At 61.0% G+C, this 23726-nt stretch carries 19 protein-coding genes; 13 read left to right on the forward strand and 6 right to left on the reverse strand.

Annotation, left to right across the window (positions count from 1 at the left end; translation table 11 throughout):
- Positions 1-2: 2 nt before the first annotated feature.
- Entirely contained in the window at positions 3-644 is a 642-nt protein-coding gene (gene gacA / locus ABTV87_RS15655; RefSeq protein ID WP_032829778.1) for a response regulator transcription factor GacA, read from the reverse strand.
- Between the two features lie 127 nt (positions 645-771).
- Positions 772-1215 carry a GNAT family N-acetyltransferase gene (locus ABTV87_RS15660; RefSeq protein ID WP_262159666.1) on the reverse strand — a complete coding sequence of 148 codons (444 nt, stop codon included), beginning with the start codon at positions 1213-1215 and terminating at the stop codon, positions 772-774.
- Between the two features lie 649 nt (positions 1216-1864).
- On the opposite strand from ABTV87_RS15660, the gene ABTV87_RS15665 reads away from it, so the two are divergent.
- Positions 1865-2935: a 3-deoxy-7-phosphoheptulonate synthase gene (locus tag ABTV87_RS15665; protein ID WP_085603308.1), complete on the forward strand. Its 1071-nt coding sequence runs from the start codon at positions 1865-1867 to the stop codon at positions 2933-2935.
- Between the two features lie 68 nt (positions 2936-3003).
- Here ABTV87_RS15665 and ABTV87_RS15670 read toward each other — a convergent pair whose 3' ends face one another.
- Positions 3004-4125, reverse strand: a complete 1122-nt coding sequence (locus ABTV87_RS15670; protein ID WP_433897870.1) for a hypothetical protein — start codon at positions 4123-4125, stop codon at positions 3004-3006.
- 334 nt (positions 4126-4459) lie between these two features.
- On the opposite strand from ABTV87_RS15670, the gene ABTV87_RS15675 reads away from it, so the two are divergent.
- The 10 genes from ABTV87_RS15675 (at position 4460) to ABTV87_RS15720 (ending at position 17303) form a co-directional block, all read left to right on the forward strand.
- Positions 4460-5329 carry an esterase/lipase family protein gene (locus ABTV87_RS15675; RefSeq protein WP_221535039.1) on the forward strand — a complete coding sequence of 290 codons (870 nt, stop codon included), beginning with the start codon at positions 4460-4462 and terminating at the stop codon, positions 5327-5329.
- Between the two features lie 97 nt (positions 5330-5426).
- Entirely contained in the window at positions 5427-5708 is a 282-nt protein-coding gene (locus ABTV87_RS15680) for a peptidylprolyl isomerase (RefSeq protein WP_007952068.1), read from the forward strand.
- Positions 5709-5842: 134 nt separating this feature from the next.
- Positions 5843-7711 carry an extracellular solute-binding protein gene (locus ABTV87_RS15685; RefSeq protein ID WP_433897871.1) on the forward strand — a complete coding sequence of 623 codons (1869 nt, stop codon included), beginning with the start codon at positions 5843-5845 and terminating at the stop codon, positions 7709-7711.
- Complete coding sequence (locus tag ABTV87_RS15690) at positions 7711-8772, forward strand: microcin C ABC transporter permease YejB (RefSeq protein WP_007952064.1); 1062 nt, start codon at positions 7711-7713, stop codon at positions 8770-8772. Before ABTV87_RS15685 ends, ABTV87_RS15690 begins: the two co-directional genes overlap by 1 nt.
- Entirely contained in the window at positions 8772-9794 is a 1023-nt protein-coding gene (locus ABTV87_RS15695) for an ABC transporter permease (RefSeq protein WP_007952058.1), read from the forward strand. The genes ABTV87_RS15690 and ABTV87_RS15695 overlap by 1 nt, the downstream gene beginning before the upstream one ends.
- Positions 9795-9807: 13 nt before the next feature.
- Positions 9808-11382: an ABC transporter ATP-binding protein gene (locus ABTV87_RS15700; protein WP_433897872.1), complete on the forward strand. Its 1575-nt coding sequence runs from the start codon at positions 9808-9810 to the stop codon at positions 11380-11382.
- Between the two features lie 40 nt (positions 11383-11422).
- Positions 11423-12838: a sigma-54 interaction domain-containing protein gene (locus ABTV87_RS15705; RefSeq protein ID WP_221535042.1), complete on the forward strand. Its 1416-nt coding sequence runs from the start codon at positions 11423-11425 to the stop codon at positions 12836-12838.
- Between the two features lie 273 nt (positions 12839-13111).
- Positions 13112-14503 (forward strand): GntP family permease, encoded by a 1392-nt coding sequence (locus tag ABTV87_RS15710; RefSeq protein ID WP_007952055.1) that lies wholly within the window; start codon positions 13112-13114, stop codon positions 14501-14503.
- A 7-nt stretch (positions 14504-14510) separates the two neighbouring features.
- A complete protein-coding gene (gene hbdH, locus ABTV87_RS15715) occupies positions 14511-15284 on the forward strand; it encodes a 3-hydroxybutyrate dehydrogenase (RefSeq protein WP_433897873.1) in 774 nt (257 codons plus the stop codon).
- A gap of 63 nt (positions 15285-15347) precedes the next feature.
- Complete coding sequence (locus ABTV87_RS15720; RefSeq protein ID WP_433897874.1) at positions 15348-17303, forward strand: acetoacetate--CoA ligase; 1956 nt, start codon at positions 15348-15350, stop codon at positions 17301-17303.
- Between the two features lie 6 nt (positions 17304-17309).
- Here the strand turns inward: ABTV87_RS15720 and ABTV87_RS15725 are convergent, their stop codons facing one another.
- Entirely contained in the window at positions 17310-18419 is a 1110-nt protein-coding gene (locus tag ABTV87_RS15725; RefSeq protein WP_433897875.1) for a PilT/PilU family type 4a pilus ATPase, read from the reverse strand.
- Positions 18420-18546: 127 nt separating this feature from the next.
- On the opposite strand from ABTV87_RS15725, the gene ABTV87_RS15730 reads away from it, so the two are divergent.
- Complete coding sequence (locus ABTV87_RS15730; protein WP_433897876.1) at positions 18547-21084, forward strand: PAS domain-containing protein; 2538 nt, start codon at positions 18547-18549, stop codon at positions 21082-21084.
- 50 nt (positions 21085-21134) lie between these two features.
- Positions 21135-21410, forward strand: a complete 276-nt coding sequence (locus tag ABTV87_RS15735; protein ID WP_007952044.1) for a peptidylprolyl isomerase — start codon at positions 21135-21137, stop codon at positions 21408-21410.
- Positions 21411-21552: 142 nt separating this feature from the next.
- Here the strand turns inward: ABTV87_RS15735 and ABTV87_RS15740 are convergent, their stop codons facing one another.
- Both ABTV87_RS15740 and ABTV87_RS15745 read right to left on the reverse strand, forming a co-directional pair.
- Positions 21553-22485: a sugar kinase gene (locus ABTV87_RS15740; protein WP_085603283.1), complete on the reverse strand. Its 933-nt coding sequence runs from the start codon at positions 22483-22485 to the stop codon at positions 21553-21555.
- Positions 22485-23705, reverse strand: coding sequence for an amino acid deaminase (locus ABTV87_RS15745; protein ID WP_085603281.1), 1221 nt, complete (start codon positions 23703-23705; stop codon positions 22485-22487). Before ABTV87_RS15745 ends, ABTV87_RS15740 begins: the two co-directional genes overlap by 1 nt.
- Positions 23706-23726: the final 21 nt, after the last annotated feature.

The following is a 23726-nucleotide window of genomic DNA, read 5'->3' on the forward strand; positions in this document are numbered from 1 at the left end:
GGTCAGAGGCTGGCATCAACCATGCCGTGTCGAACCGCCAGCAGCGTCAGCTCGACATCGCTGCTGATCGATAGCTTCTCGAAAATGCGGTAGCGGTAGGTGTTAACGGTTTTCGGCGACAGGCACAATTTGTCGGAAATGATCTGAACCTTCTGACAGCCGACAATCATCAACGCAATCTGGATTTCCCGCTCCGACAACGCATCGAACGGCGAATCATTGGTCGGCTGAAAGGATTTGATGGCCAACTGCTGGGCAATCTGCGGGCTGATATAGCGCTGGCCGGCAAACACCAGGCGAATGGCCTGAACCATTTCCGGCAACCCTGCGCCCTTGGTCAGATACCCCGCCGCACCGGCCTGCAACAACCGTGTAGGAAACGGATCTTCCTCACACACGGTGACCGCGACCACTTTGATGTCAGGATGACTTCGCAACAGTTTGCGCGTGGCTTCGAGGCCGCCGATGCCTGGCATCTTGACGTCCATCAGCACCACGTCGGGCTTCAACTCACGAGCCTTGATGAGGGATTCTTCCCCGGACTCGGCCTGGCCTACCACCTGCAGGCCATCGATATCGGCCAGCATCCGTGTAATGCCTGTACGAACGAGATCATGGTCGTCGACCACTAGCACCCTAATCAAGCAGACACCTCGCGATATGGTCTTATTGGGATGCCGGACACCTTAGCAAAAAGTGCCGGGCAGACCTAGCGGCAAGCGACATATAAAAAGTTTCAATTCTTCATCGAGGGCTTGCCAGCCGTGGGTTTCAGAGCACAGGTGTACTGAAATCGAGCTGCATTCGCAGGAAACACTCGTCCTCGCCCTGCACAAACATTCCTTTTCTTCGATACAGGTTTTGCGCCGGATTGTTTTTGAACACCGTCAGGCGCAACGCCGGGCGACGCTCCAGCCGAGCCATCGCAACAACCTGATCGATCGCCCAGGATCCCGCGCCCTGGCCTTGAGCGCTTTCGACAATCTGCAATTCGCGGATATACACGGCCCGAGCATCTCGACTAAGACTGCAATAACCCGTCAATTCGCCTTCACGAAGGATCAACCAGTTTTCGCGCCCGGCCCAGGCAACATCAAACGCCTCGTCCTGCCACAACAAGTCATAGTGAATGTAGTAGCGGAGCATGTTTCGGCAAGTCAGCTCTCGTACAAACGACAGGTCGGCGGACGTTGCCTGGCGCAACTCAAAACTCATTCCTGCCTCGATCTTCTTCAAGTTCATGCCCCTTCCTTGAGCACACGTTCAGAAAGCAGAGTGTGTCACACCTTGGCGGGCGCTCAACCCATAGAAGCCCTCTTGTGCGTTCGATAGCAATTTCTGATTGCTGACGCGCAGCCGCCTCTAGTAAGCTCGGCGCATTCTTTGGAGACAGCTCATGTTCAACACCCTCTCACAGCTTCGTACCGCCAGCGCCTCGCGCTCGGTTGCGGCTGCCCGGGTGAACGGCGTCTGCGCTGCTCCTGCAAGCTTTTATTTTGGGTATTGGTTTAGCCACTGGCGCGCCTGATACCCACACGGCGCCCATTTGAACGGGTCGCCTACCAGAGATTTCTCAACCCCCGGTCGGCCTCCCGACCGGGGGTTTTGTTTTTTCAGGCCCTGATTTTTTCAGCAACACACCAGACACTTTGAGGATTCAACCAATGAACTACGCCACTTATTACCGTTACGACAGTTTTACCGCCTGGCGATTTACCAGCCTCCGCTCGGGACAGCCTGCCGCCTCCGATCGGTCACCCACAGGTGGCAAGCCAACACACGTAGCCAATCCGGCCAATTGTCGAACACCCCAGTAGGGCCGAGTGAGCGGGAAGCCCCCGCCATCCGCCCAGGAAGACCGAATATGAACTCGTCCGTTTCTGCTCTGCCACTGTCCACCCTGAACCCTGCCAACGAAGCATTGACCCTGCGTCTGCCAAGTTCGCTGCAACTCAAACAGCAATTGCCCCTGAGCAATGCGCTGAACCAGCAAGTCGTCGCCCACCGCCAGGCGGTCCGCGCGATTCTCGATGGCCATGACCCGCGCTTGCTGGTGATTGTCGGCCCCTGCTCGATTCACGACCCCGAGTCCGCGCTTGAATACGCCAGCAAACTTTCGCGCCTGGCTGAAGAAGTCCGTGATGACATGCTGCTCGTGATGCGTGCCTACGTCGAAAAACCTCGCACCACCGTCGGCTGGAAAGGCCTCGCCTACGATCCGCATCTGAATGGCAGCGACGACATGGCTGCCGGCCTCACGCTGTCGCGAGAACTGATGCTGGAAATGATCCGCCTCGGGCTCCCGATTGCCACCGAACTGCTGCAGCCCATGGCTGCCGGGTACTTCGATGACTTGCTGAGCTGGGTCGCCATTGGCGCCCGCACGACCGAATCACAGATCCACCGGGAAATGGCCAGCGGGCTGAGCATGCCGGTCGGCTTCAAGAACGGCACCGATGGCGGTGTGACCGTCGCGGTTGACGCAATGCGTTCGGCAGCGCACGCCCATCGCCACTTCGGCGTTGACAGCCAGGGCCACCCGGCGATCATCCAGACCCCGGGCAACCCGGACACCCACCTGGTGCTGCGTGGTGGCCACCAAGGGCCAAACTACGACCGCGAAAGCGTTGCCGTCATCAACACCGAGTTGAACCGCCTGAAAATTCCGAGCCGGATCATGGTCGATTGCAGCCATGCCAACAGTGGCAAGGACCCGCTCCGCCAGCCGGGCGTGTTCAACGAGGTGCTGGAACAACGACTGCAAGGCAATCGTTCATTGATCGGCATGATGCTCGAGTCGCATCTGTTCGAGGGATGCCAGCCCCTGAGCGAGTCGCTGCGTTATGGCGTTTCGGTGACCGATGGCTGTCTCGGATTCGATGCAACAGAACGCCTGCTGCTGGATGCCGCACACCGCATTCGACAACAGGCCTGACAGTCAAACCGCCCTCCGGTGTGTGTGTCATTCACCCGGAGGGCCAGCCAATGCTCAACGTCGACACATCAGCCCTGCACTACTCGCAGCAGGGTCACGCTGGACATCTGACTCACATCATCAAGCCTCTCGACCGAATAGGACACTTGCACAAGGGTGTCCACATGTTCGCGCCAGAATCGATACGGCACGATGAAGACCAAAGGTTGCATGGCCATTCCGCTGATTATTTCGCGGTCATCGCGGTGAAAGAATGACTCGCCGTCGCACTTGAGATAAACCAGCTCCCCCTCCTCTACCCGCGCATCACTGATCAATACACTGACGCCGTCGATTGCATCCTGCACATCGAGTACCCCGTCATCGGCTTCGAGCACCTGGGGTGCCGCCAATACATCCCTTTCAAGAGGAGCAATGCTGATTCGCGTCACACCTGATTCGCGAATCGCGCCGCTTTGCTGTTCGACACTGTATCGAATCACCACTTCCCCGCCGAGATGCGGCGTGATGAATTCAGGTGCGATCCCCAGCACCAGAGGCCGACCGACAGCAAAGGACTCGACTATCAGCGTGTCTCGAAGTGATTTGTCATGCACCGGCCCCTCCCAGATCAACCGCACCCGGTCGCCGACACACATTCCGGCATAAGGCTGAAGCGTGACCGAGGTCCCGTCGATGACGCGCGCGGGGTCGAGACTGCCCCCGACAGCGTCCTCGAGGGTGACCGGCATGAGGCTGTAACGAACATCTCCGACATCCAGTTGCCTGCGCAAGGAAATCAGTGGCTCCGGATGCGAGGCACTGGTCAATGTCCAGAACACCTCCAGCGAACCTCCGTCCAGCGCCGCGATGTGATTGCCCCGAGCGACCAGAACGATCTCCCTGCCCAACTGGGCTTCGCTGACAAATCGCGTGATTTCATGTTGATACGGCATACCTTCGATATCGTGGCCGCACCAGCTCAACACGATCCTGTCCCCACAGGCCATTCCTGGATAGGGGGCGATCCGCACGACTACCCGATTCAGAGAGGGATCAAGAACTGCACCCTCCAGCGAATCGATTGCGGGTTCGGGCAGCGATAAAGCGTGTTCGCGTGTCCGACAATGTCCGAAGACCCCGACCCGTTCAGCATCCATCCCCATGCCTCGCACTTGCGAAGCCGTTACCCGTTCATCCGTCATGTTCATTCGCTGCTCCATTCCCTGGAAATGACACGCCGGCGGGCTGCGTCAAAGAGCCTCTATTTAACGCGTTTCATCGCCTCCACGATGTCAGCCGGGCACCCGGCGAGACAGAGCTAAAGGCACTGGATGGAGTAGGCAAAAATGGGGAAAACACATTCGCCGAGGCTAGACCCCTCTAAATATTCAGAACCGGATTTCATTCAAAAGTGAAATTTCATACGCACACTGATCCAGTTTCCACCCCACTAGAAAGACTCTTCAGGCATCGCCTGCGCAACGACTGTTTTAGAGTGGCACGCAGACAACATCGATGAATCTCTGCGATCAAGGACGAAAAATGCAACGAAATGCCACAACTCTCTATCCCGTACTGTTGGTGCATGGTCTGTTCGGATTCGAGCGCATAGGCCCTTTCGAACTGTTCCATGACGTCAAGCAGGCACTCAAGGCCGCCGGCGTGCAGGTATTCGTGCCGCACTTGTCGGCGGTTCATGACAACGAAGTGCGAGGCGACCAATTGCTTTCGCAGATCGACTCCGTGCTCCGAGGCACAGGCGCGACAAAAGTCAACCTGATCGGACACAGCCAGGGCGCACTGACGGCTCGGTATGCTGCGGCGCTTGCGCCACACAAGGTCGCTTCCGTGACCTCGGTCAGCGGTCCCAATCACGGTTCCGAGCTGGCTGACTTCCTGCGCAAGGCATTGATCCCCGGACGGCTGCCGGAGACCGTGGCCCAGAACGTAGCTACGTTGTTTTCCAACTTTTTATCTCTGCTCAGCGGGCACAAAACACTGCCTCGCCATGCACTGGCAGCACTCAATGCGCTGACGACGGAAGGTGTCGGCCAATTCAATGACAAATACCCGCAGGGTCTTCCCGAAACCTGGGGTGGCCAGGGTGCCGAGCGGGTCGATGGCGTTCGCTATTATTCGTGGAGTGGTGTTGTGCCGGAGCTGACCGTGCAGGCCCTCGACCCGGTACAGGGCATCTGCCTCGCCCTGTCGGAATATTTCATTACAGAACCCGCGCAGAACGACGGTTTTGTCGGCCGCTTCAGTTCTCACCTCGGCACCGTGATCCGCTCCGATTATCCGCTCGACCATTTGCGCAGCCTGCGTCGGGGCATCGGTCAGCGCACCACGGAAAACGATCCTGTCGAGCTCTATGTCGAACACGCGTTGCGCCTGCAAGCAGCTAATCTGTAGCGACCGGTATCAGACGAGCGAATGGAACTTTGCCGAGAAATCGGCCACTGAATCCGGTAGGCTCCCCCCTTTACTGATTTGATTGGAGAGTTTCCCCATGGCTAAAGCCACTGCCCGCCACATCCTGGTTTCCAGCGAAGCCAAGTGCAACGAACTCAAGGCCCAGATCGAAGGTGGCGCTGATTTCGCCGAAGTGGCCAAGGCCAACTCCACCTGCCCGTCCAGCCGTCAGGGCGGCGACCTGGGTTCGTTCGGTCCTGGCCAGATGGTCAAGGAGTTCGACACCGTGGTATTCAGCGCGCCGATCAACGTCGTGCAAGGCCCGGTGAAGACCCAGTTCGGCTACCACCTGCTGGAAGTCACAAGCCGTCAGGACTGATTCCAGCCCGACCTGCTGTGCAACGGCCCGCCTGATGGCGGGCCGTTTTGTTTTGGTTACACCACACCGCTGGCGAACGGCGCGCCGCTCGCGTACAAATTGCGCTTATCGATTACCCGGCTTTAAGGCTGACAATGCGACTGGCTTTCCCGACATTGATGTTCACTGCCGTGACCCTGCTGCTGGGGATCACCGGTGTGGACGCCGCACCGCAGCATGCGATGACCGTCTATGGCGAACCGGCAAAGTACCCGCCCGGTTTCAGTCACTTCGATTACACCAACGTCCGGGCGCCCAAAGGCGGGACGATGCGCCGCTCGGCCATCGAAATCGGCCATTTCGACCACGTCCTGCCTTATATCGACAAAGGCATCGGCGTCAGCCAGATCGACGGCCTGCTGTACTCCCCGCTCGCCCAGCGCTCGCTCGACGAGCCCTACACCGTATACGGCCTCGTGGCGCAGAAAATGGAACGCTCGGATGACGGCCTGTCGTTGCGTTTCTTCATCAATCCCAAGGCCCGCTTCGCTGACGGCAAGCCGATCACCGCCGAAGACGTGCGCTACACCTATGACTTGCTGATGACCCAGGGCAGCCTGCGCTATCGCACCCAGTTCGCAGACGTCAAAGGCGTCGAAGTCGAAGCCCCGCTCACCGTGCGTTTCGATTTCAAGAGCAACGAAAACCGCACCTTGCCGCTGGACATCGCGACCCTGCCGGTGTTTCCCGAGCATTGGTGGAAGACCCGCGATTTCGCCGGCGGTGGCGGCTATGAACCGCCGCTTGGCAGCGGCCCGTATCGAGTCGGCAAGGTCGACTCCGGACGCAGCATCACCTTTGAACGCAATCCCGACTGGTGGGGCAAGGACCTGCCGGTCAGCCGTGGCCTGTACAACTTCGATCACTTCAGTATCGAGTACTTCGGCGACACCGACGTCGCCCGCCAGGTCCTGCGCGGCGGCGCCTATGACTACAACCGTGAATTCTCCGCCACCGGCTACTCCATCGGTTACGAGAGCCCGGCCCTGAGCGACGGTCGTCTGCAAAAGGCTCACCTGGCCACCGAAGCGCCGCAGTCGGCCCAGGGCTTCGTGTTCAATCTGCAAAAGCCGATATTCCAGGATCGCCGCGTTCGTCAGGCACTGGCCATGCTCTGGGATTTCGAATGGAGCAACCGGCAGATGATGCGCAACATGTACATCCGCCAGCAGAGTTACTTTTCCAACACTGATCTGGCCGCCCGCAAACTGCCGGACGCCGCCGAACTGAAGATTCTCGAACCCTTGCGCGGACAGATTCCCGACGAGGTATTCACCCAGGTGTTCGAAGCACCGAAGACTGATGGCAGCGGCATCATCCGCGACAAACAACTGCAAGCGCTGGAGCTGCTGGAACAGGCCGGCTGGAAACCCGATGGCGACCAGTTGGTCAACGACCGTGGCGAGCCGTTGAGCTTCACCTTCCTGGTCAGCCAGAACGGCATGGACCGCCTGCTGCTGCCGTACAAGCGCACGCTAAAGCAGATCGGCATCAACCTCGACATCCGTCGCATCGACTCCTCGCAGTACGTCAATCGCCTGATGAGTCGTGACTACGACATGATCGTCACCGGCTACCCGGTCACCACCTCCCCCGGCGGCGAACTGTTGAACTACTTCGGTTCGGCATCGGCCAACGACCCGGGCGCCAACAATTACATGGTGCTGAAGAACCCGGCGGTCGACACCTTGATCAACGGCCTGATCCGCGCCTCGACCCAGGCCGACATGCTGCGTTACGCCCATGCGCTGGACCGGGTGCTGCAATGGAACTACTACTGGATTCCCAACTATTACCCGCCGGGCACGTCGACCGTGTGGTGGAACCGTTTCGGCATTCCCACCGTGCAGGCGAGCAATGACGAGGCGATCGAGAGCTGGTGGGAAATCAGCAGCACGCCGCTGACCAACCAGCAGATGACGGCCGAGAAAATCAGCCGTGGCAGACCCGGAGGGCCGCACTGATGTGGGCTTACATACTGCGGCGCCTGCTGCTGATCATCCCGACGCTGGTGATCATTCTGCTGGTCAACTTCGTGATCATCCAGGCCGCGCCGGGTGGTCCGGTGGAACAGGCCATCGCCCACTTGCAAGGCATCGGCGGCGCCAGTGTCGGCGGCGGTGCGAGCGAGACCATGAGCGGCACGTCCCGCGCCAGCCGTGGCCTCGATCCGCAACTGATCAAGGACATCGAAAAACAGTACGGCTTCGACAAACCCGCCCATGAACGTCTGTGGCTGATGCTCAAGAACTACGCGCAGCTGGATTTCGGCAAAAGCTTCTTCCGTGGCGCCACGGTCACCGACCTGATCCTGCAGAAAATGCCCGTGACCATTTCCCTCGGGCTGTGGGCGACGCTGATCACTTATCTGGTGTCGATCCCGCTGGGCATCCGCAAAGCCGTGCACCACGGCAGCCATTTTGATATCTGGAGCAGCACGGCGATCATCATCGGCTACGCCATGCCGGCATTCCTGTTCGCGATGTTCCTGATCGTGGTGTTCGCCGGCGGCACCTCGCTGAACTGGTTTCCGGTGCGCGGGCTGGTGTCCGACAACTTCGAATCCCTGTCGACGCTGGGCAAGATCACCGACTACTTCTGGCATCTGGTGCTGCCGGTCACGGCGTTGGTCATCGGCGGTTTCGCCACCCTGACCATCCTCACCAAAAACTCGTTCCTCAATGAAATAACCCGCCAGTACGTGGTCACCGCGCGCGCCAAAGGCCTGAGCGAAAACCGTGTGCTCTACGGACACGTGTTCCGCAACGCAATGCTGCTGGTGGTGTCGGGCATTCCCCAGGCGTTCATCAGCGTATTCTTTGCCGGCTCATTGCTGATCGAAGTGATCTTCTCCCTCGACGGCCTTGGGCGCATGAGTTACGAAGCGGCGGTGTCCCGGGACTATCCGGTGGTGTTCGGATCGCTGTTCATCTTCACCCTGTTCGGCCTCCTGATAAAACTGATCGGCGACCTGTGCTACACGCTGGTCGACCCGCGCATCGACTTCGCCGCGAGGAACGCCTGATGTTCAAGCTCTCGCCTCTGGGCCGTCGCCGTTTCGAACGCTTCAAGAAAAACCGCCGGGGCTGGTGGTCGCTGTGGCTGTTTATCGGACTGTTCCTGCTTAGCCTCGGCGGCGAACTGATCGCCAACGACAAGCCATTGGTCGTCAGTTATCAGGGCCAGTGGTACTTCCCTGTGTTCAAACGCCACACCGAGCAGGAGTTCGGCGGACAACTGCCGTTCCAGGCCGACTACCGCAGCGATTACGTGCAGAAGCTGATCCGCAAGGACGGTGGCTGGCTGCTGTTTCCGCCGATTCCGTTCAGTGACGACACCCCGAACTACGACCTCAACAAACCGGCGCCGAGCCCGCCGACTTCAGTCAACTGGCTGGGCACCGACGACCAGGCACGCGACGTACTGGCTCGGGTGATCTTCGGCGCGCGGGTGTCGATCCTGTTCGCCCTGATGCTGACCTTCGTCAGCGCCCTGATCGGTATCGCAGCCGGTGCCCTGCAGGGTTATTACGGCGGCTGGGTCGATCTGCTCGGCCAGCGCTTGCTGGAGGTCTGGTCGGGATTGCCGGTGCTTTACCTGCTGATCATCCTTTCGGGATTTGTCGAGCCGAACTTCTGGTGGCTGCTGGGGATCATGGCGCTGTTTTCCTGGCTGGCGCTGGTGGACGTGGTACGCGCCGAGTTTCTGCGCGGCCGTAACCTGGAGTACGTCAAGGCTGCCCGGGCTTTGGGCTTGAGCGATCGCAAGGTTATTGTCCGGCACATCCTGCCCAACGCGATGAACGCAACCCTGAGCTATCTGCCCTTTATTCTGACCGGGGCGATTTCGACCTTGACCGCGCTGGACTTCCTCGGTTTCGGCATGCCCGCCGGCAGCGCATCGCTGGGCGAGTTGATCGGTCAGGGCAAACAGAACCTGCAAGCGCCGTGGCTCGGGTTGACCGCGTTTTTCACCCTGGCGCTGATTCTTTCCCTGTTGGTATTCATCGGCGAAGCGCTGCGCGATGCCTTTGACCCGCGCTCATGAACGGAACCTTGATATGACTGACAATCTGATCGAAATCCGTGACCTCAGCGTCGCCTTCCATGGCCAGGCCGTGGTTCGCAACCTGTGCCTGGACATCCGCCCCGGCGAGTGCCTGGCACTGGTCGGCGAATCGGGCTCGGGCAAATCGGTGACGGCCCACTCGATCCTGCAACTGCTCCCCGAATGCGATGCCCGGACCACCGGCAGCATCCGCTATCGTGGGCAGGAACTGGTCGGCGCCGATCCCAAGACCCTGCGCGACCTACGGGGTAACCGCATCGCCATGATTTTCCAGGAGCCGATGACCTCGCTCAATCCGTTGCACACGATTGAAAAGCAGATCGGCGAAACCCTGTTGCTGCACCGTGGCCTCGGCGGCAAGGAAGCTCAGGCGCGGATCCTCGAACTGCTCGAACTGGTGGGCATCCAGAAACCGAAAGAACGGTTGAAGGCTTATCCGCATCAGCTGTCCGGCGGTCAACGCCAGCGGGTGATGATCGCGATGGCCCTGGCCTGCGAGCCCGAACTGCTGATCGCCGACGAGCCAACCACAGCCCTCGATGTGACCGTACAGCGCAAGATCCTGTTGCTGCTCAAGTCCCTGCAACGGCGCCTGGGCATGTCGCTGCTGCTGATCAGCCACGACCTCAATCTGGTGCGCAGCATCGCCCAACGGGTGTGCGTGATGAAGGCCGGTGAGATCGTCGAGCAGGCGCCGTGCGAAACCCTGTTCACCGAGCCGAAACACCCTTACAGCTGCGTGTTGCTCAACGCTGAACCGGAAGGCGAAGCACTGCCCCGGGACGAACGCGAGAACGTGTTGGAAGTCGATGACCTGCAGGTTGATTTCACCGTCGGCGGCGGGCTGTTCCAGCGCAAGCAATACCTGCGCGCGGTGGATGGCATCAGCCTGAACATCCAGCGCGGCAAGACGCTGGGCATCGTCGGCGAGTCCGGCTCGGGCAAGTCGACCCTCGGTCAGGCGATCCTGCGCCTGCTCGACTCCAAGGGCAGCATTCGCTTCCAGGGCACGGCACTCGACGGTCTCGACCAGAAGCAGATGCGGCCGTGGCGCCGACAGATGCAGGTGGTGTTCCAGGATCCGTTCGGCAGCCTCAGCCCGCGCATGTCGGTAGCGCAGATCATCAGCGAAGGGCTGGAGGTGCATTGCCAGTCCACCGCCGACGAGTGCGACGACCAGGTGATCCGCGTGCTCAAGGAGGTCGGGCTCGACCCCGAAAGCCGTCATCGCTATCCCCATGAGTTCTCCGGTGGCCAGCGTCAGCGCATTGCCATCGCCCGGGCACTGGTGCTCAAACCAGCGCTGATCCTGCTCGACGAGCCGACTTCGGCGCTGGATCGCACTGTGCAGAAACAGGTGGTCGCCCTGCTCCGTCAGCTTCAGGAAAAACATGGCCTGACGTACCTGTTCATCAGCCACGACCTGGCCGTGGTGCGGGCGCTGGCCCACGACATGATCGTGATCAAGGACGGCAAGGTGGTCGAAAGCGGCGCCAGTCATGACGTGTTCGACTCACCGCAGCATCCCTATACCAAAGAGCTGTTGGCGGCGGCGCATCCGGGATAGGCATAATCGCGCCACCTGACTTCCGCCAATGGACGCCGCCATGAACACCACCGAAAGCCTCAAGGATTACCAACGGGTCCGCACGCTGGCGATCCGTTCGTTGTTCGAGATCATCGAGCAATCCAGTGAAGGCACGGTGATTGTCGACCGCGACGCAAACATCGTCTGGATGAACGAGCGCTATGCGCGACGCTTCGGGCTCGACTCCGCCGCCGGGGCCATTGGTAAACCCTGCGAAAGCGTGATCCCCGGCAGCCTGCTGCGCGAAGTGGTACGCACCGGGCGGCCGATTCTGCTGGACATGCAGGACACCCCGAAAGAACCGCTGGTGGTGATGCGCCTGCCGATCCATGACGACGCCGGGGCGGTGATCGGCGCCATCGGCTTTGCGCTGTTCGACGAATTGCGCACGCTGTCGCCGATGCTCAAGCGCTACCTGAGCATGCAGGAGGAGTTGGCCTCGACCCGTTCGCTGCTACGTGCAAGGCAGACCAAATACAACTTCGCCCATTTCATCGGCACCAGCGCTGCCAGCCTGGAAGTCAAACGCCGTGCCCGCCGCAGCGCGAGTGCCGAGTCGCCGGTTCTGTTGCTGGGCGAGACCGGCAGCGGCAAGGAGTTACTGGCGCAGGCCATCCACGGTGCATCGCCCCGGGCGCACAAGGCGTTCGTCAGCATCAATAGCGCAGCGATTCCCGAAGCGCTGCTCGAAGCCGAGTTCTTCGGCACCGCGCCCGGCGCCTTCACTGGAGCCGATCGCAAAGGCCGCACCGGCAAGTTGCAGATTGCCCAGGGCGGGACGCTGTTTCTCGACGAGATTGGCGACATGCCGCTGCCGCTGCAAAGCAAATTGCTGCGAGTGTTGCAGGAAAAGGAATTCGAGCCCGTAGGCTCCAACGACGTGATCCAGAGCGATGTGCGGGTGATTGCAGCCACCTCGACGGATCTGGAGGCGGCGATCAAGCGCGGAGAGTTTCGCGCGGATTTGTACTACCGGCTCAACGTGCTGCCGATTCAGGTGCCGCCATTGCGGGAACGGCTGGACGATCTGCCGGCGCTCAGTGAGGCAATTCTTGAGGAGTTGCGCAGCCAGCACGAACTCAACCGCGAAGCGCTTGAGCTGTTGGGTCAGCACGCTTGGCCGGGGAATATCCGCGAGTTGCGCAATGTGCTGGAACGAGCGGCGTTGCTCAGTGATGACTTGATGCTGACGGCGGATGACATTCGTGCGGCGATTGGCACGTTTACACCGGTTGAGCGAACGCTGGCGCCTCTTTCAGAACCAACAATAAACGAGACCTTTAGTCAGGCCCGCGAGCGGTTTGACCGGCAATTGATTCAATCCACCCTCGCGCAATGCGGGGGCAAGGTGATCGAGGCTGCTCAGCGGTTGGGGCTTGGGCGCTCGACGCTATACAAGAAGATGATTGCGCTCGGGATCGTAGAGTCTCAATAAAGAGACTCAATTCTCCATAAAGGGACAAGATCAAAAGCTTCGCGAGCAAGCTCGCTCCCACAGGGAAATGCATACGAATGTGGGAGCGGGCTTGCCCGCGAAAGCGTCCTCACAGCCATAGAAGTCTCCAAACAGAGACAAAACCCCGAAAACCACCGCCAAATATCAAATTAATTCCTTTTATTTCAATAATTTAACCATCTGGCACAGATCTCGCTATAGCCCTTCCCACACCCGTTCCACCCACAAAAATAACAATCGAAGGAGCACACCATGAGTGTGATCATCGCCTTGGCAGCCCTCGCGCTGCTGATGCTCGCGGCCTACCGTGGCTACAGCGTTATCCTTTTTGCCCCGATCGCCGCCCTCGGTGCCGTCCTGCTCACCGACCCGTCCGCCGTTGCCCCTGCTTTCACCGGGGTGTTCATGGAGAAGATGGTCGGTTTCATCAAACTTTACTTTCCCGTGTTCCTGCTCGGCGCCGTGTTCGGCAAGCTCATTGAGCTGTCGGGTTTCTCCCGCTCGATCGTCGCGGCAGCGATTCGCTTGCTCGGCACCCGCCAGGCGATGCTGGTGATCGTGCTGGTCTGCGCCCTGCTCACCTATGGCGGCGTTTCTCTGTTCGTGGTGGTATTTGCGGTCTACCCGTTCGCAGCGGAAATGTTCCGCCAGAGCAACATCCCCAAGCGCCTGATCCCGGCAACCATCGCCCTCGGCGCGTTTTCGTTCACCATGGACGCCCTGCCCGGCACGCCGCAAATCCAGAACATCATCCCCAGCACCTTCTTCAACACCACCGCGTGGGCGGCGCCGTGGCTGGGTGTTATCGGCACGATTTTCGTGTTCTGCGCCGGCATGCTGTTCCTGCAGCGCCAGCGCAACAAGGCGCAGCGTGCCGGTGAAGGCTACGGCACCGAACTGCGCAACGAACCGGAAACCGCCGAAGACCTGAAACTGCCGAACCCGTGGATCGCCCTGTCGCCGCTGCTGGCGGTGGGCATCATGAACCTGCTGTTCACCCAGTGGATTCCGCAGTGGTACGGCAAGACCCACAGCCTCGCGCTGCCGGGCATGGCCGCACCGGTCACCACCGAGATCGCCAAACTCACGGCGATCTGGGCGGTGCAGGCAGCCCTGTTGGTCGGCATCCTGATGGTGCTGGCGTTCGGTTTTAAAGCGATCAAAAGCAAGCTCGCCGAAGGCAGCAAAAGCGCAGTCAGCGGTGCGCTGCTGGCGGCGATGAACACCGCGTCGGAATACGGTTTCGGCGCGGTCATCGCCTCGTTGCCGGGTTTCCTGGTGCTGGCCGACTGGCTCAAAAGCATTCCCAATCCGCTGGTCAACGAAGCGATCACCGTGACCCTGCTGGCCGGTATCACCGGTTCCGCTTCGGGTGGCATGAGCATCGCGCTCGCGGCGATGTCCGAACAATTCATCAGCGCTGCCCACGCCGCCAACATTCCGCTGGAAGTGCTGCACCGGGTGGCCGCGATGGCCAGCGGCGGCATGGACACCCTGCCACACAACGGCGCGGTGATTACCCTGCTCGCCGTCACCGGCCTGACTCACCGTGAGGCCTACAAGGACATTTTCTGTATTACGCTGATCAAGACCCTGGCGGTTTTCGTGGTGATCGGCACTTTCTACGCCACTGGCATTGTGTGAGGTATTGATGACGACTCTTTCTGGCAAGACCGCACTGGTTACCGGCTCCACCAGCGGCATCGGGCTGGGCATCGCCCTGACGCTGGCCAAGGCTGGGGCCAACCTGATCCTCAACGGTTTTGGCGATGCGTCGAAGGTGATCGCCGAAATCGAGCAGTTCGGCGGCAAGGTCGGCCATCACCCGGCAGACGTCAGCGACCCGGCGCAGATCGCCGACATGATCGCCTACGCCGAACGCGAGTTCGGCGGCGTGGACATTCTGGTCAACAACGCGGGCATCCAGCACGTCGCGACGGTGGAAGAGTTTCCGGTGGAGCGCTGGGACTCGATCATTGCGATCAACCTGTCATCGGTGTTTCACAGCACTCGCCTGAGTTTGCCGGGCATGCGCGCCAAGGGTTGGGGGCGGATCATCAACATCGCTTCGGTGCACGGTCTGGTCGGTTCCACCGGCAAAGCCGCGTATGTGGCGGCCAAGCATGGCGTGATCGGCCTGACCAAGGTGGTCGGCCTGGAAACCGCCGCCAGCAATGTCACTTGCAACGCGATCTGCCCGGGCTGGGTGCTGACGCCGCTGGTGCAGAAACAGATTGATGATCGAGCGGCCAAAGGTGTCGACCCGCAGCAGGCGCAACACGATCTGCTGGCCGAGAAGCAGCCGTCGCTGGAGTTCGTCACCCCGGCGCATCTGGGTGAACTGGTGCTGTTTCTGTGCAGCGAGGCCGGCAGCCAGGTGCGTGGCGCGGCGTGGAATATCGATGGTGGGTGGCTGGCGCAGTAAGTTCGTAACTGATCGCTCCCACGCCACAGTGGGAGCTTTCTGACCAACAATAAGAGGCAAACCATGTCCGACATTCTCTGGCAGCCCGATGCCAAACTCATTGCCCGGTCCCGCATGGACGGCTTTCGGCGCTTCATCAATCAGCGCCACCACCTGAAGCTCGACGACTACCCGGCCCTGCATCAATGGTCCATCGACCAGCGTGAAGCGTTCTGGCAAGCGATCGTGGATTTCTTCGGCATCAGTTTTCACACCCAACCGGACGCCGTTCTGCGTGGCGGCCTGAAAATGCCGGGCGCCGAGTGGTTTCCCGGCGCTACCCTGAATTTTGCCGAACACCTGCTGAGTCGCCGCGACGATGCCATCGCCGTGATCGCTATCGGCGAAAACGGCCAGCGTGAACTGCTGACCTGGGCCGAACTGGCCCAACAGGTCGCCGGCTTCCAGGCCAGCCTGCAAGCGGCCGGTGTTGTGCTCGGCGACCGGGTTGCCGCGTGCATGCCCAACACCTGGCAAACCCTGGTGGCGATGCTCGCGACCACCAGTCTCGGGGCGATCTGGTCGTGCTCATCGCCGGACTTCGGCACCCACGGCGTGATCGACCGCTTCGGCCAGATCGAACCGAAAGTACTCATCACCTGTGCCGGTTACCGTTACGCCGGCAAAGAGATCGACCAGACCGTCAAGATCAACGAAATCCTCGAACAGCTGCCGTCTCTGCAACAGCTGATCATCGTGCCTTACGCGCGCCCCCACGCCCATGCCACGGATTACCGGACACCCGCCAACGTCACGTTGTGGGACGACTTCTATGAGCCGGGCGATGAGCCGCAGTTCGTCCCGGTACCCTTCGATCATCCGCTGTACGTGCTGTATTCCAGCGGCACCACCGGCGTACCCAAATGCATCGTTCACAGCACTGGCGGCGTGTTGCTGCAACACGCCAAGGAGCACGGGCTGCATGTCGACCTGGGCCCCGGCGACCGTCTGTTCTACTACACCACCTGCGGCTGGATGATGTGGAACTGGCTGGTCTCGGCACTGGCGGTCGGCAGCGCGGTGGTGCTGTATGACGGCTCACCGTTTTATCCGGACAACGAGCGATTGCTGGAGCTGCTCGACGACGAGCAGGTCAGCGTGTTCGGCACCAGCCCGAAATTCCTCGCGACCCTGGAAAGCAGCGGCATCAAGCCGCGCGAAAGCTACGACCTGAGCCACCTGAAAACCCTGCTGTGCACCGGCTCCGCGTTGTCGCCGCAGAGTTACGACTTCGTCTATCGCGACTTCAAACCGGATGTGTGCCTGTCCTCGATGTCCGGCGGTACGGACATCGTGTCCTGCTTCGTCAACGGCAACCCTATGTCGGCGGTCCGCCGGGGTGAAATCATGGGCAAGAGCCTGGCCATGGCGGTGGAAGTGTGGAATGACGCCGGGCAACCGGTGATCGGGGAAAAAGGTGAGTTGGTATGCACTCGACCATTCCCGGCAATGCCCATCGGACTCTGGAACGATCCCGACGGCGAGAAGTTGCGCAAATCCTATTTCAGCCAGTTCCCCGGCGTCTGGGCCCAGGGTGACTACGCCGAACAGCTACCCCACGGCGGAATGCTGATTCACGGCCGCTCTGATGCCGTGCTCAACCCCGGCGGCGTGCGCATCGGCACGGCGGAAATCTACCGTCAGGTGGAGAAAGTCCCGCAAGTGCTGGACAGCGTCGCCATCGGCCAACAGTGGCAGGATGACGTGCGCGTGGTGCTGTTCGTGCGCCTCAAGGACGGCGTAACGCTGGATGAGGCACTGCAACAGCAGATCCGCCAGGTGATCCGCGCCAACACCACACCGCGCCATGTGCCGGCGAAGATCGTCGCGGTCACTGACATCCCGCGCACCATCAGCGGCAAAGTGGTGGAGCTTGCCGTGCGCAATGTGGTGCACGGTGAACCGGTGAAAAACACCGATGCGCTGGCCAATCCGCAAGCGCTTGAGCAGTTTCGCAATCGGGTCGAACTTCGCGACTGAAGCCTGTCAGTCCATCAGTCCCCACTCGCCGGTCGAGGGCGGTGGGGACGGCATGGTGTCGGCGTGCAGCTTCAGACGCAGACGCAGGTTGTTGACCGAATCTGCATTTTTCAGCGCCTCGTCTTCATCGATCACCCCTTCTGCTACCAGCGCGAACAGTGCAGCGTCAAAGGTCTGCATGCCCAGTTCCGCCGATTTTTCCATGATGGTTTTCAGCTCGCCAAAGTCATTGCGCCGGATCAGATCGGCAATCGTCGGCGTACCGAGCATCACCTCGGCGGCGGCGCGTCGCTGACCGTCCCGGGTTCGCACCAAACGCTGGGAGACGAACGCCTTGAGGTGATTGCCCAAGGCATGCAGCAATTGCGGCCGTCGCTCTTCGGGAAAGAAATTGATGATCCGGTCCAGCGCCTGATTGGCGTTGTTGGCGTGCAATGTCGACAGCACCAGATGCCCGGTTTCGGCGAAGGCCAGCGCATGTTCCATGGTCTCGCGATCACGGATTTCGCCGATCAGCACCACGTCCGGCGCCTGGCGCAGGGTGTTTTTCAGCGCAGCGTGAAAGCTGCGGGTATCGACCCCGACTTCGCGCTGGTTGATGATCGATTTCTTGTGACGATGGATGTATTCCACCGGATCCTCGATGGTGATGATGTGCCCGCTGCTGTGGCGATTGCGATGGTCGATCAGCGCCGCCAGCGACGTGGATTTGCCCGAGTCGGTGGCGCCGACGAACAGGATCAGGCCTTGCTTGAGCATCACCGATTCGAGCAATACCGACGGCAGTTTCAAGTCTTCGAATCGCGGAATGTCGAGTTTGACGTTACGGATCACGATCGACACGTCGTTGCGCTGTTTGAAAATGTTGACCCTGAAGCGGCCGATGCCGGTGCGGGAAATCGCCAGGTTCATTTCCAGATCCCGGTCGAACTCCCGGCGCTGCTCGGCGTCCATCAGGGAGGCGGCGACAGTCGCCACTTCGCCGGGTTTGAAGGGCTGATCGCTCAAGGGCGTCAACACCCCGTCGAACCGCGCACTCGGCGGCGCGCCCGTGGACAGGAACAGATCCGAACCGTGGCGGCTCGCCAGTTGTTTGAGCAATGCATCGATTTCCATGGCCAAAAGCACCTGCGAAGCTTTCAATGAACTTAAGACCGTGCGTCGTGACGCGACGGGCCTTACAGCGTCTACCGCACTAGGATAGTAGACGCCGCCTCACCGACCGACGCCCAGGACTGATGTGATGAACGCTGTACCGAACACCAACGACGCCCAGGCATTGATTGCCCGCACCGACTGGAGCCGCAGCCCGCTGGGCGCCGCTGGCACCTGGCCACAGAGCCTGCGCACCGCGGTGGACATCGTGATTCACTCGCCGATGCCGATGCTGCTTTTGTGGGGCCCGCACCTGACCCAGATCTACAACGACGGCTTTGCGCTGCTCGCTGGCAGCAAACATCCGCACGCTTTCGGACAACCGGCGCACCAGATATGGCCGGAACTTCGAGACTTTACCGACCCGATTTACAGCGCGGTCCTACAAGGCCAGGTGCGAACCTACAGCGAACGGCGCTTTACCCTGCAACGGGACGGCCAGGACTCCGACTTCTGGCTGGACCTGACCTACAGCCCGATCCGCGACGAAAGCGCGCAAGTGGCTGGCATTCTGGTCACCGCCATCGAAACCAACGAACGCCGGCGCATCGCCCTGGAACTGCAGCAACGCTCCGAAGACAGCCTCAAGGCCCAGCGCGAAAGCGAAGAGCGCCTGCAACTGGCGCTGGCGGCCACCGATGCGGTCGGCACCTGGGATTGGGACATCGGCGAAGACCGCTTCATCGCCGATGCGCATTTCGCCCAGTTGCACGGTGTCGATCCGGCGCTGGCCGGTCAGTTGCCGATCAGCGAATACCTGCAAGGCGTGCACCCCGAAGACCGCGCGATGATTGCCCGCAGCATCAAGCACTGCATCACCCACGGCACCGAATACGCCGAGGAATACCGCCTGCTGCAAGCCAATGGCGAGCTGCGCTGGGTGTTCGCCCGCGGGCGCTGCTACAAGGATCATCACGGCCGGCCGATGCGTTTTCTTGGCGCCGCGCTGGATCTGACCGAGCGCAAGCACACCGAACAGGCACTGCGTCAAAGCCAGACTGAGCTGCAACTCATCATCAACGCCATGCCGATCCTGATCAGCTATGTCGACCACGAAGAACGCTTTCGGCTGAACAACGCCGCGTACCTCGACTGGTACGGGCTCACGCCTCAAGAGTTATACGGTCGCACGATCCGCGAGGTCATCGGCGAAGAGGCTTATTTCCTGCGGGCGCCGTACATCGCCGAAGCGCTGGCCGGTCGGCCTTGCTCGTTCAGCCTGTACACGCCGCACCGCGACGGCAGCCAGCGGCATGCCTTGATGAATTACCTGCCGCGTCACGGCGCGGACGGTGCGGTGAACGGTTTCTACATCTTCGTGATCGACGAGACCGAACGCAAAAAGACCGAAGAAGCCCTGCGCAACCTCAATGAAACCCTTGAGGAACGCGTCAGTGCGCGCACCGAACAACTGGCCCAGGCCAACCAGCGCTTGCAGAACGAAATGTTCGAGCGCGAACGCGCCGAAGATGCCTTGCGCCACGCGCAGAAAATGGAAGCGGTCGGCCAGCTCACTGGCGGCATCGCCCACGACTTCAACAACATGCTGACCGGCATCATCGGCAGCCTCGATTTGATGCAGCGCTACATCGCCAGTGGCCGCGCCGATGAGATCGGCCGGTTCACCGACGCGGCGGTGTCTTCGGCCAACCGCGCAGCCGCGCTGACTCACCGTCTGCTGGCGTTCTCCCGGCGTCAGTCGCTGGATCGCAAGACCATCGACGTCAACGAGCTGATCCACTCGCTGGAGGACCTGATCCGCCGCACCAAGGGGGATCCGATCGAGCTCAAGTTGCGCCTGGCCGACAACGTATGGTCGGTCAGCACCGATGTCAGCCAACTGGAAAACGCCCTGCTCAATCTGGTGATCAACGCCCGTGATGCCATGCCGGACGGCGGTGAGCTGCTGATCGAAACGGCCAACGTCTATCTCGACGGCAACGACATCACCACCCTTGAACCGGTCAAGGCCGGGGATTACCTGATGCTCGCGGTGAGCGACAACGGCACCGGCATGACGCCTTCGGTACGTTCGAAGGCGTTTGATCCGTTTTTCACCACCAAACCGATCGGCCAGGGCACCGGGCTCGGGTTGTCGATGATTTATGGCTTTGCCCAGCAATCGGGCGGGCACGTCAGCCTCGACAGCCTGCCGGGTCAGGGCACCTGCGTGCGCCTCTACTTGCCTCGTTTGTATGCACTGGAACCGGAGCGGCCGGTCATCGAAACGGTCACCGAGGCCCCCGCTGTCGCCACCGGCGAAACCGTGGTGGTGGTCGAGGACGATCCGGCGGTGCGCATGCTGGTCATGGACCTGCTCAAGGAGTTGGGTTATCGCGCCCATGAGGCCGAAGATGCCAAGGGCGCCTTGCCGTTGCTGGAGTCCGACCTGCGGGTTGACCTGCTGGTGACCGATGTCGGGCTGCCGGGCATGAACGGCCGGCAAATGGCGGAGATCGCCCGGCAGCATCGTCCGGGGCTCAAAGTGTTGTTCATGACCGGTTACGCGCAGAAAGCCGCCGAGCGCCAGGGCTTTCTCGAAGACGGCATGGACATGGTCGCCAAACCGTTTTCCATCGAGCAGCTGGCCGGCAAGATCCGCACGATGATCAGCCAAAACCCGTGACTTGAGGCATAATCCGCGCCCCGCCGTCACCCCGCTACAGGTATTGCACGATGAAAGCCCAAGCCCGCCACATTCTGGTGAAGACCGCCGAAGAGGCTGAAAAACTCAAGCAACGCATCGCCAACGGTGAAGCGTTCGATGTGCTGGCGAAGAAATTTTCGACCTGCCCGTCCGGCAAGCGTGGCGGCGATCTGGGTGAAGTGCGGCCGGGGCAGATGGTCGGTGCGATCGACGCGGTGATCTTCAAGAAACCGCTGCGCACTGTGCACGGGCCGATCAAGAGCAAATTCGGGTATCACCTGGTGCAGGTGTTTTACCGAGATTAAGTGTTTGGCTTCAGGGCCTCTTCGCGGGCAAGCCCGCTCCCACAAGATTCTGCTGTGTGGCATCGATAGCATTCACAACAGTCATCCTTGTGGGAGCGGGCTTGCCCGCGAACCGATTGCGCAGCAATCGGCCATTCACCGATTACTTCGGAATCAGAGCTCCGGGTACTTGAATAACCTGGCTCGCTAGCAGATGGCCGGCCTGCGCCGCTTCCGTCGGGCTTGCGCCGGACAAGCGACTCGCCAGATACGCCGCACTGAACGAATCCCCCGCCGCCGTGGTGTCCACCACCTTCTCGACCTTCTGCGCCGGGACTTCGAACGCTTCCCCGTCGCAACGGATCAGACACGCTTCCGCCCCGCGCTTGAGCACCACTTCCGGCGTGCCGATCTGCGCGTACGCTTCAAACACCGCGTCACAGTCTTCGAAATGGAACAGCGCCTGCTCGTCGTCAACCGTCAGCAACGCCAGATCGACATGGGGCAACACGCTGCGATAAGCGGCCCGCGCCTCCTCCACTGAAGCCCACAGGCGTGGCCGATAGTTGTTGTCGAAGACGATCCGCGCATCACGCTGGCGGGCCTCAATCAAGGTCTGAATCAGTTTCTTCCGCCCCTGAGCGCCGAGTACCGCCAGCGTGATACCGCTGAAATACAGCACGTCGTAATCCGGCAACGCCGCCAGAATCGGTGCGGCGGCTGGCGTAGTGAAGCAGTCGCGCACTGCGGCTTCGTTGCGCCAGTAAAGGAAGCGGCGCTCCCCGGCAGCATCGGTCTGGATGCAATACAGGCCCGGCAAACGACCGGGCAAGCGCTGGACCAGATCCAGACCAATGCCTTCGTCGGCCCAAATGCGGCACATCGCGTCACTGAAGCTGTCGTCACCCAGCGCCGTGACGTAATCGACCTGCGCCTTGTCGCCCATGGCGCGGGACAGATAGACCGCCGTATTCAGCGTGTCACCGCCAAAGCTCTGTTGCAGGCTGCCATCGGCACGTTGCTGGAGTTCGATCATGCATTCGCCGATCAGGGCGATACGCGGGGTGTTCGGACCCAATGGACTGAGCGTGTTCATCAGAAGCAGGTTTCCATGGTTTCGATCACCGACAGCTGCTCGTCCACCAGCAGCCCTACGCGCCACTTGTCGAAGGTCAGGCACGGGTGCGAAGTGCCAAAGGAAATGATGTCGCCAACGCGCAATTCCACGCCCGGCGCCACGGTCATGAACGCGTGCTGGTCCATCACCGCCGTCACCTTGCAGGCGCCGACATCGTCGCCCACCGCCGGAAGAACACCGGCCTTGTAACGCAGCAGCGGCACCGGCATCCCGGCATCGAACGCCACGTCACGCTTGCCCAGGGCAATCACGGCAAAGCCCGGCTCCGGCATCGACTGCACGTGGGCCCAGACTTCCAGTGCCGGACGCAGGCCTTCGTGCAGATCGCTGCGACGGTCGAGTACGCAGCACTGCGCCTCTTTATAGATGCCATGGTCGTGAGCCACGTAACTGCCGGGACGCAGCACGCTGAGGAAACGCCCGCCCGCATTCTGTGCCTCGAACGATTCGGCGATCAGGTCGTACCAGGCCGAACCCGACGCGGTGATGATCGGCTTGGCAATGGCGAACGCGCCACTGTCCTGCAACTGCACCGCCAGGCGCACCAGCGAGGCGGCGAATTCACGGATGCCGGTCACGGCGTGATCGCCATGGATCACGCCTTCGTAACCTTCGATGCCGGTCAGGGCCAGCGCCGGTTGCGCGCCGATGGCCTTGGCCAGTTCGATGACTTCCTGCTCGCTGCGGCAACCGCAACGGCCGCCGACCACGCCGTATTCGATCATCACGTTCAGACGCACACCGCGCGATGCGAAATAGGCACCCAGATCGGCGACGTTGTCCGGGTGATCGACCATGCAATAGAAATCGAAGCCGGAATCGGCCGCCAACAGATCGGCAATCAGCGCCATGTTCGGTGTGCCGACCAATTGGTTGGCCATCAACACCCGGCGCACGCCGTGAGCGTAAGCGGCGCGGGTCTGGGTGGCGCTGGCCAGGGTGATGCCCCACGCGCCGGCGTCGAGCTGACGACGAAACAGCGCCGGGGTCATGCTGGTCTTGCCGTGGGGCGCGAGTTCGGCGCCGCTGTCGCTGACGAATTTCTGCATCCAGCGGATGTTGTGTTCCAGCGCTTCGCGGTGCAGCACCAGCGCCGGCAGGCTGATGTCACGCACCAGTTGCGCGCCGAGGGCAGCATCGCCCTTTTCCACGGCAGCAGTGTTGTTGGCAGTCGTCATGGTCGAACTCCTCACAGTCGC

Origin of the sequence: Pseudomonas sp. PSE1(2024) (assembly GCF_050990555.1) — a bacterium.
Classification (GTDB): Bacteria; Pseudomonadota; Gammaproteobacteria; order Pseudomonadales; family Pseudomonadaceae; genus Aquipseudomonas; species Aquipseudomonas aphyarum.

What these genes read in the sequence shown, in the direction of transcription:
- ABTV87_RS15660 (WP_262159666.1), bottom strand. Translation starts at nt 1,215, where the DNA reads ATGAGTTTTGAGTTGCGCCAGGCAACGTCCGCCGACCTGTCGTTTGTA.
- ABTV87_RS15665 (WP_085603308.1), top strand. Translation starts at nt 1,865, where the DNA reads ATGAACTCGTCCGTTTCTGCTCTGCCACTGTCCACCCTGAACCCTGCC.
- ABTV87_RS15670 (WP_433897870.1), bottom strand. Translation starts at nt 4,125, where the DNA reads ATGAACATGACGGATGAACGGGTAACGGCTTCGCAAGTGCGAGGCATG.
- ABTV87_RS15675 (WP_221535039.1), top strand. Translation starts at nt 4,460, where the DNA reads ATGCAACGAAATGCCACAACTCTCTATCCCGTACTGTTGGTGCATGGT.
- ABTV87_RS15680 (WP_007952068.1), top strand. Translation starts at nt 5,427, where the DNA reads ATGGCTAAAGCCACTGCCCGCCACATCCTGGTTTCCAGCGAAGCCAAG.
- ABTV87_RS15685 (WP_433897871.1), top strand. Translation starts at nt 5,843, where the DNA reads ATGCGACTGGCTTTCCCGACATTGATGTTCACTGCCGTGACCCTGCTG.
- ABTV87_RS15690 (WP_007952064.1), top strand. Translation starts at nt 7,711, where the DNA reads ATGTGGGCTTACATACTGCGGCGCCTGCTGCTGATCATCCCGACGCTG.
- ABTV87_RS15695 (WP_007952058.1), top strand. Translation starts at nt 8,772, where the DNA reads ATGTTCAAGCTCTCGCCTCTGGGCCGTCGCCGTTTCGAACGCTTCAAG.
- ABTV87_RS15700 (WP_433897872.1), top strand. Translation starts at nt 9,808, where the DNA reads ATGACTGACAATCTGATCGAAATCCGTGACCTCAGCGTCGCCTTCCAT.
- ABTV87_RS15705 (WP_221535042.1), top strand. Translation starts at nt 11,423, where the DNA reads ATGAACACCACCGAAAGCCTCAAGGATTACCAACGGGTCCGCACGCTG.
- ABTV87_RS15710 (WP_007952055.1), top strand. Translation starts at nt 13,112, where the DNA reads ATGAGTGTGATCATCGCCTTGGCAGCCCTCGCGCTGCTGATGCTCGCG.
- hbdH (WP_433897873.1), top strand. Translation starts at nt 14,511, where the DNA reads ATGACGACTCTTTCTGGCAAGACCGCACTGGTTACCGGCTCCACCAGC.
- ABTV87_RS15720 (WP_433897874.1), top strand. Translation starts at nt 15,348, where the DNA reads ATGTCCGACATTCTCTGGCAGCCCGATGCCAAACTCATTGCCCGGTCC.
- ABTV87_RS15725 (WP_433897875.1), bottom strand. Translation starts at nt 18,419, where the DNA reads ATGGAAATCGATGCATTGCTCAAACAACTGGCGAGCCGCCACGGTTCG.
- ABTV87_RS15730 (WP_433897876.1), top strand. Translation starts at nt 18,547, where the DNA reads ATGAACGCTGTACCGAACACCAACGACGCCCAGGCATTGATTGCCCGC.
- ABTV87_RS15735 (WP_007952044.1), top strand. Translation starts at nt 21,135, where the DNA reads ATGAAAGCCCAAGCCCGCCACATTCTGGTGAAGACCGCCGAAGAGGCT.
- ABTV87_RS15740 (WP_085603283.1), bottom strand. Translation starts at nt 22,485, where the DNA reads ATGAACACGCTCAGTCCATTGGGTCCGAACACCCCGCGTATCGCCCTG.
- ABTV87_RS15745 (WP_085603281.1), bottom strand. Translation starts at nt 23,705, where the DNA reads ATGACGACTGCCAACAACACTGCTGCCGTGGAAAAGGGCGATGCTGCC.